The 6,127-nt window shown below is 70.0% G+C and carries 7 protein-coding genes; 3 read left to right on the top strand and 4 right to left on the bottom strand.

Annotated features, from left to right (window positions below):
- A partial coding sequence (locus AB0C20_RS34640; protein WP_357569592.1) for a DedA family protein occupies nt 1–707 on the bottom strand: 707 nt, incomplete at its 3' end.
- Between the two features lie 70 nt (nt 708–777).
- On the bottom strand, nt 778–1,392 hold the full coding sequence (locus tag AB0C20_RS34635) for a DUF1349 domain-containing protein (RefSeq protein WP_357184768.1): 615 nt from the start codon (nt 1,390–1,392) through the stop codon (nt 778–780).
- Between the two features lie 77 nt (nt 1,393–1,469).
- Between AB0C20_RS34635 and AB0C20_RS34630 the strand changes: the two genes are divergently transcribed.
- Both AB0C20_RS34630 and fabG read left to right on the top strand, forming a co-directional pair.
- Entirely contained in the window at nt 1,470–3,122 is a 1,653-nt protein-coding gene (locus tag AB0C20_RS34630) for an alpha-amylase family protein (protein ID WP_357185263.1), read from the top strand.
- A gap of 43 nt (nt 3,123–3,165) precedes the next feature.
- Nucleotides 3,166–3,924 carry a 3-oxoacyl-ACP reductase FabG gene (gene fabG, locus AB0C20_RS34625; protein WP_357184771.1) on the top strand — a complete coding sequence of 253 codons (759 nt, stop codon included), beginning with the start codon at nt 3,166–3,168 and terminating at the stop codon, nt 3,922–3,924.
- 95 nt (nt 3,925–4,019) lie between these two features.
- On the opposite strand, the gene AB0C20_RS34620 is transcribed toward fabG, so the two are convergent.
- Nucleotides 4,020–4,436, bottom strand: coding sequence for a hypothetical protein (locus AB0C20_RS34620; RefSeq protein WP_357569591.1), 417 nt, complete (start codon nt 4,434–4,436; stop codon nt 4,020–4,022).
- Nucleotides 4,429–4,821, bottom strand: coding sequence for a hypothetical protein (locus AB0C20_RS34615; RefSeq protein WP_357569590.1), 393 nt, complete (start codon nt 4,819–4,821; stop codon nt 4,429–4,431). The genes AB0C20_RS34620 and AB0C20_RS34615 overlap by 8 nt, the downstream gene beginning before the upstream one ends.
- A gap of 258 nt (nt 4,822–5,079) precedes the next feature.
- Between AB0C20_RS34615 and AB0C20_RS34610 the strand changes: the two genes are divergently transcribed.
- Nucleotides 5,080–5,982 (top strand): Gfo/Idh/MocA family oxidoreductase, encoded by a 903-nt coding sequence (locus AB0C20_RS34610; protein ID WP_357184779.1) that lies wholly within the window; start codon nt 5,080–5,082, stop codon nt 5,980–5,982.
- The last annotated feature ends 145 nt before the right edge of the window (nt 5,983–6,127 follow it).

Below are 6,127 nucleotides of genomic sequence, written 5' to 3'. Positions count from 1 at the left end.
AGATGCCAGTGGTTGACGCCGCGTGCGTCGGCCACCGCCGCGACAGTGCCGGAGACAGCCAGCCAGTCGCGATCACGACGCTTGCGAACCTTGCGGATCGCCCAACTGGCCACCATCACGACGAAGACCGCGACGATCGCGTAGTTGAACCAGTCGCTGTAGCGCTCGACGTCCTGCCAACGGCGCCCGAGCGCGTAACCCGCGCCCACGATGAGGCCGTTCCACACCCCGCTGCCGATGGTGGTGAGCAGGATGAACTCACCCAGCGGCATCCGGTTGGCCCCGGCCGGCACGGAGACCAGGCTGCGGACCACCGGCACCACCCGGCCGATCAGCACCGCCCACCGACCGTGCCGCTCGAACCACTTGTCGGCCTTCTCCAGGTCGTCGCTGTCCACCAACGGGATGTGGTCCAGCCAGCGCTTGAGCCGTTCCTCGCCCAGCGCCGCGCCCAGCCAGTAGAGCACCAACGCGCCGACCAGCGAGCCGACCGTCGCGGCCAGCACCACGAGGAAGACGTTGAACTCACCCTCGTGGGCCAGGAAACCGGCGAGCGCCAGCACGATCTCACTGGGGATCGGCGGAACGATGCTCTCCAGCGCCACCAGCAGCGCCACTCCGACCGGGCCCATCGCCTCGATCACCGAGGCCACCCAGCCGGTCAACCCGGTGAACTCGGACGGGTCGCCAGCCTGGGCGTACGCCATGGGTCGTCCTTCCGGTCGGCTCTCGGGGATCGGATGGTCATACCCAGCGGGGCGTGAGCTACACCTGCGCTCAGTGCTCCGGGTGCAGCGCGGTGTCCGCCGGCCCCTGCCGCCAACCAGTGAACACCACTGTCAGGCCGGCGCGGGACGGCGCGCAGCAGAACGGGCCCGCCACGGCCTCGGCCGTCGGGTCCAGCGGGGCGAGGCGGACCAGTTGCCACGGCTCGCCGTCGACCCGGGCACGGACGGTCAGCGCGTCGCCGGCCCGGCTGACCCGGACGGTCACCTCCCGGCCCGCCCACTCCGGCACCGGTCCCACCGACCAGTCGGAGAACTCCCGGGTCACCACAGCGCCGAGCTGCGCCTCGCCGTCGCTCACCTCGACGCCGGCCTTGGTCCAGGTGCGTTCGTCGACCCGGACGAACGCACCGGCCTGGTCGAACTGCGCCGAGAAGTCGAGCCGGAAGCTCACCTCCATGGCCGTGCCCACCGGCAGCGGCGCCAGCAGGGCCGGGCCGTTGTCGTGGACGAAGCCGTAGCTGGTCCGCCGCCAGAAGTCGCTCTCCGCCGCCGGCTCGACTACCAACTCACCGGCCGGGCCCTCCTCGACGCGTACCGGCGGGTGCAGCCAACTGCCCCGGGACCAGTCCAACGGTTCGCTGGGCGGTACGAGGTCGTTCTCCATGACGGCACGGTAACCAACGCCGCCCACCGCCGCCGCACGGGTTTGCCGCGGTGATCGAACGGAGATGTTCCTTCGGCATGGGTGACCGTTGGTATTCCGAAGCCGTCGTCTACTGCCTCGACATCGACACGTACGCCGACTCCGACGGCGACGGGGTCGGTGACATCCGTGGGCTGATCGGGAGGCTGGACTACCTGGCCCGGCTCGGGGTGACCTGCCTGTGGCTGCACCCGATCCACCCGTCGCCCAACCGCGACGACGGCTACGACGCCACAGACTTCTACAACGTGGACCCGCGCTTCGGCACCCTGGGCGACTTCGCCGAGCTGCTGCACCAGGCGCAGAACCGGGGCATCCGCGTGATCATCGACCTGGTGGTCAACCACACCTCCGACGAGCACCCGTGGTTCCAGTCCGCCCGCTCCTCGCCGGACTCGCCCTACCGGGACTGGTTCGTCTGGTCCGACACCGAGCCGGACGACCGGCACCAGGGCATGGTCTTCCCCGGCGAGCAGGACGAGACCTGGAGTTACGACCGGACCGCCAAGGCGTGGTTCTACCACCGGTTCTACAAGTTCCAGCCGGACCTCAACTTCGGCAATCCGCAGGTCCGGGACGAGATCAAGAAGATCATGTCGTTCTGGCTCCAGCTCGGTGTCTCCGGTTTCCGGATGGACGCGGTGCCGTTCATCATCGAGCTGACCGAACCGGGCAACCCGAACTCCCCGAAGGACTTCGAGTTCCTCACCGAGATGCGCCAGCACGTCCAGTGGCGGCGTGGCGACGCCGTCCTGCTGGCCGAGGCGAACGTCGAGCCGGACCAGCTACCGACGTTCTTCGGCGACGCCAGCGGCTCCGGCAACCGGATCCACATGCTCTTCGACTTCATGCTCAACGGTCGACTGATGCTCGCCCTGGCCCGCGAGGACCCGGAGTCGCTGATCGAGGCGCTCCGCGACACCCCGAAGCTGCCGGTCGGCGGGCAGTGGGCCACCTTCCTGCGCAACCACGACGAGATCGACCTGTCCCGGCTGACGACCGAACAGCGAAACCAGGTGTACGCGAAGTTCGGCCCGGACGAGAACATGCGCATCTACGACCGGGGCATCCGTCGCCGGCTCGCCCCGATGCTCGGCAACGACCGGCGGCACATCGAGCTGGCGTACGCCCTCCAGTTCTCGATGCGCGGCACCCCGGTGCTGCGCTACGGCGAGGAGATCGGGATGGGCGAGGACCTGTCGCTGCCCGGTCGGGAGGCGATCCGTACCCCGATGCAGTGGTCGTACCAGCCGAATGCCGGCTTCTCCACGGCGGACCCGGAGAAGCTGGTCCGCCCGGTGATCGACAAGGGTGAGTTCGGCTACCAGAACGTCAACGTCACCGCCCAGCGCGGCGACGCCAAATCGCTGCTCGCCTGGTTCGAGCGCATGATCCGTACGCTGCGGGAGGCTCCGGAGATCGGCTCCGGCTCGACGACCCACATCGACGTGGCGATGCCGGCCGGAGTGCTCGCCCACCGGGCCGACGGCCCGACCGGGACGATGGTCTTCGTGCACAACCTCAGCACCGAGGACGTCGAGGTGGACCTCAGCAGCCTCGAGCCGGAGTCCGACCTGCCGATCGACGTGCTGGCCGACCGCGGCTACGGAGAGTTGGGCAAGCTCGGCGCTGTGAAGGTCTCCGGCCACGGATACCGGTGGATTCGCCTATGCCGAGGGTCGGCCTGTTGAGGTTAAGCTCCTCCGATCGACCCCAAGTTACCGGGAGGTAATCATGTCGGAGGAGTCCCGCGTCGCCATCGTCACCGGAGCCGCACGCGGCATCGGCGCGGCCACCGCCCGACGGCTGGCCGCCGACGGAATGGCCGTCGCCGTGGTCGACATCGAGGAGGCGGCCACCAAGGAGACGGTGGACGCCATCGCCGGGGCTGGTGGCCGGGCGCTCGGGGTGGGCGCCGACGTGTCCGACCGGGACCAGGTCGACGCGGCGGTGAGCCGGATCGCCGACGAGCTGGGCGCGCCCACAGTGCTGGTCAACAACGCCGGTGTGCTTCGGGACAACCTGCTGTTCAAGATGACCAACGCCGACTGGGACACGGTGATGGGGGTGCACCTGCGCGGCGCGTTCCTGTTCAGCCAGGCCGCCCAGAAGCACATGGTGGACCGGAAGTGGGGGCGGATCGTCAACCTCTCCAGCACCTCCGCGCTGGGCAACCGGGGCCAGGCGAACTACGCCGCCGCCAAGGCCGGTCTCCAGGGCTTCACCAAGACGCTCGCCATCGAGCTGGGGCCGTTCGGGGTGACAGTGAACGCTGTCGCACCCGGCTTCATCGTCACCGACATGACCGCGGCCACCGCCGCCCGGATGAAGGTCGACTTCGACGACTTCCAGAAGCACGCCGCCGCCGAGATCCCGGTCCGTCGCCCGGGCCGGCCGGAGGACGTCGCGCACACCATCTCGTTCCTGGCGAGCGAGGGCGCAGGCTTCGTCTCGGGCCAGGTCATCTACGTCGCGGGCGGCCCACGGGACTGACCCGTACTCCCGACGGGGGCGTTCCGGCAGGTGAGCCGGCGCCCTCGTCGCCGGGTCCGCGCCCGGTCGCGCGGCGGGTCAGCGGGTCAGGCGGGTCAGGCGGGTGCGTGGCGGGTGCGCCAGAGCCAGATCAGGCCGAGCACCGGCAGCACCAGCGGGATGTAGCCGTAACCGCTGCCGAACTGCGACCAGACCGTCTCGTCCGGGAAGAGGTCCTTGTCGACCAGGCTCAGGATGCCGACTGCGACCACCCCGACCAGCTCCACCGAGCAGCACGCCAGCGCGACCCGACGGCCGGTGTGCCCGGCGCGGGCCAGCCCCACCGCCGCCACGATGTAGATGAGCGCGGCCACCCCGGAGAGCAGGTACGCCACCGGCGCCTCGTCGAACTTGGTGGCGATCTGCAGACCCGCCCGACTCGTCGCCGCGATCGCGAAGAGCAGGTAGACAGCGATCAACAGCCGACCCGGGCCGGAGTTCGTACGCTGCCGAGCCGATCCTGTCTCAACCACCGAGCACCTCCCAGGTCTGCTGCAACCGGACCACCACCACAGGGGTCACCAGGCAGACCGCGCACACGATCGCCGAGCCCCAGCGGGTCGGTTCCATCCGGGCCAGCACCCAGGCCAGTGGCGGCAGGCACACCAGCGTGACCAGGTAGCCGAAGAAGGCGCCGGGCTCGCCGGGCCGATCCCCGCCGCCGACCGCGACGAGCGCCAGCACGCTCAACACCAACAACGCCACTTCGAGTACGGCCAGACCGACGAACTGCAACCGGTCCGGTGGCCGGTGGCGTACCGCCGCCACCAGCGCCCACACCGCCACGAGCAGCGACAGCACGATCGGCACTGTCGCGACGATCCCGTCCACCGGCGAATCGGCGGCCACGCTGGTCACCGGCACCACCCGGTCGTTGCCTTGGTCACCGGCACAGCCTACTAACCGTCGTAGTAAAGGGGGTGCCCTGCCTCTCCGCGTGTGACGCGTGCCCGTCGAGAGGTGGCAAGGAGCAGGTCCGGTCGGTCGTTTCCGAATCTGGAAGTGAAGGTGAGCTGCTTCGATTGGTCGAACCCGCCGCCGTCATGGCCGCCCGGGCGACTAGCGTGGATCACGTCCGTGGCGTTGTCGCGGTGCGGGGAAACAGCGGAGGTACACGTGCTGCGGTTCGGCTTGTTCGGCACCGGTCACTGGGCGATCGAGACGCACGGGAAGGCGCTGCACGCACATCCCGACGCGGAGCTGGTCGGGGTGTGGGGCCGCAACCCGGAGCGGGCCTCCGCGCTGGCCGAGCGGTACGGCGTGCCCGCCTACGCCGACGTCGACGCGCTGATCGAACAGTGCGAGGCGATCGCCGTCGCCCTGCCGCCGGACATCCAGGCCGACATCGCGGTCCGGGCCGCCCGCGCCGGCCGCCACCTGCTGCTCGACAAGCCGCTGGCGCTCAGCGTGGCCGACGCCGACCGGGTCGTGGCCGCCGCCGAGGAATCCGGGGTCGCCTCGGTCGTCTTCTTCACCCAGCGGTTCCAGCCGAACGTGACAGCGTTCCTCGCCGCCACCGCCGCCGCCGGGGGCTGGCAGCACGGCCGGACCACAGCGTTCGCCTCGATCTTTCAGGACGGCAGCCCGTACGGCGGCTCGTTGTGGCGTCGTGAGCACGGGGCGCTCTGGGACATCGCCCCGCACGCGCTCTCGATCCTCCTGCCGGTGCTGGGCCGGGTGACGCAGGTGGCGGCAATGGACGGACCGAGCGGGATGGTGCATCTGCTGCTCACCCACGAGGGCGGTGCCACGAGCAGCGCCTCGCTGTCCCTGGACGCCCCGACCGAGTCGATGGCCCGGGAGTTCGTGTTCTACGGCGAGAACGGCATCGAGAACGTCCCGTTCGGCGAGAACGACGCCGCCACCGCGTTCGGCGTCGCCATCGACCAGCTCGTCGAGCAGGTGCGGACCGGCACCCGGGACCACCGCTGCGACGTCCGCTTCGGCCGCGAGGTCGTCGCCATCCTCGCCGCCGCCGAAACCGCCCGCGCCGAATCCCGCACCATCCCCATCCCCTAACCCCCTCCGGGTGCCACCCCAACCCACCAGCTCAGGTTGTGCTTGAAGAGAGCGCCGGCTCGTCGTTGATGACGTTCGGGCCCGGGGTGATGCCGTGGACGATGAACGCGCCGATCATCAGTGCCATCACCGGGTGGGCGGGCAG

It is taken from the genome of Micromonospora sp. NPDC048843 (assembly GCF_040649965.1).
GTDB lineage: Bacteria > Actinomycetota > Actinomycetes > Mycobacteriales > Micromonosporaceae > Micromonospora > Micromonospora hortensis.
Note: the sequence above shows the minus strand (reverse complement) of the source record. Positions and strands in the feature narration are given on the sequence as shown.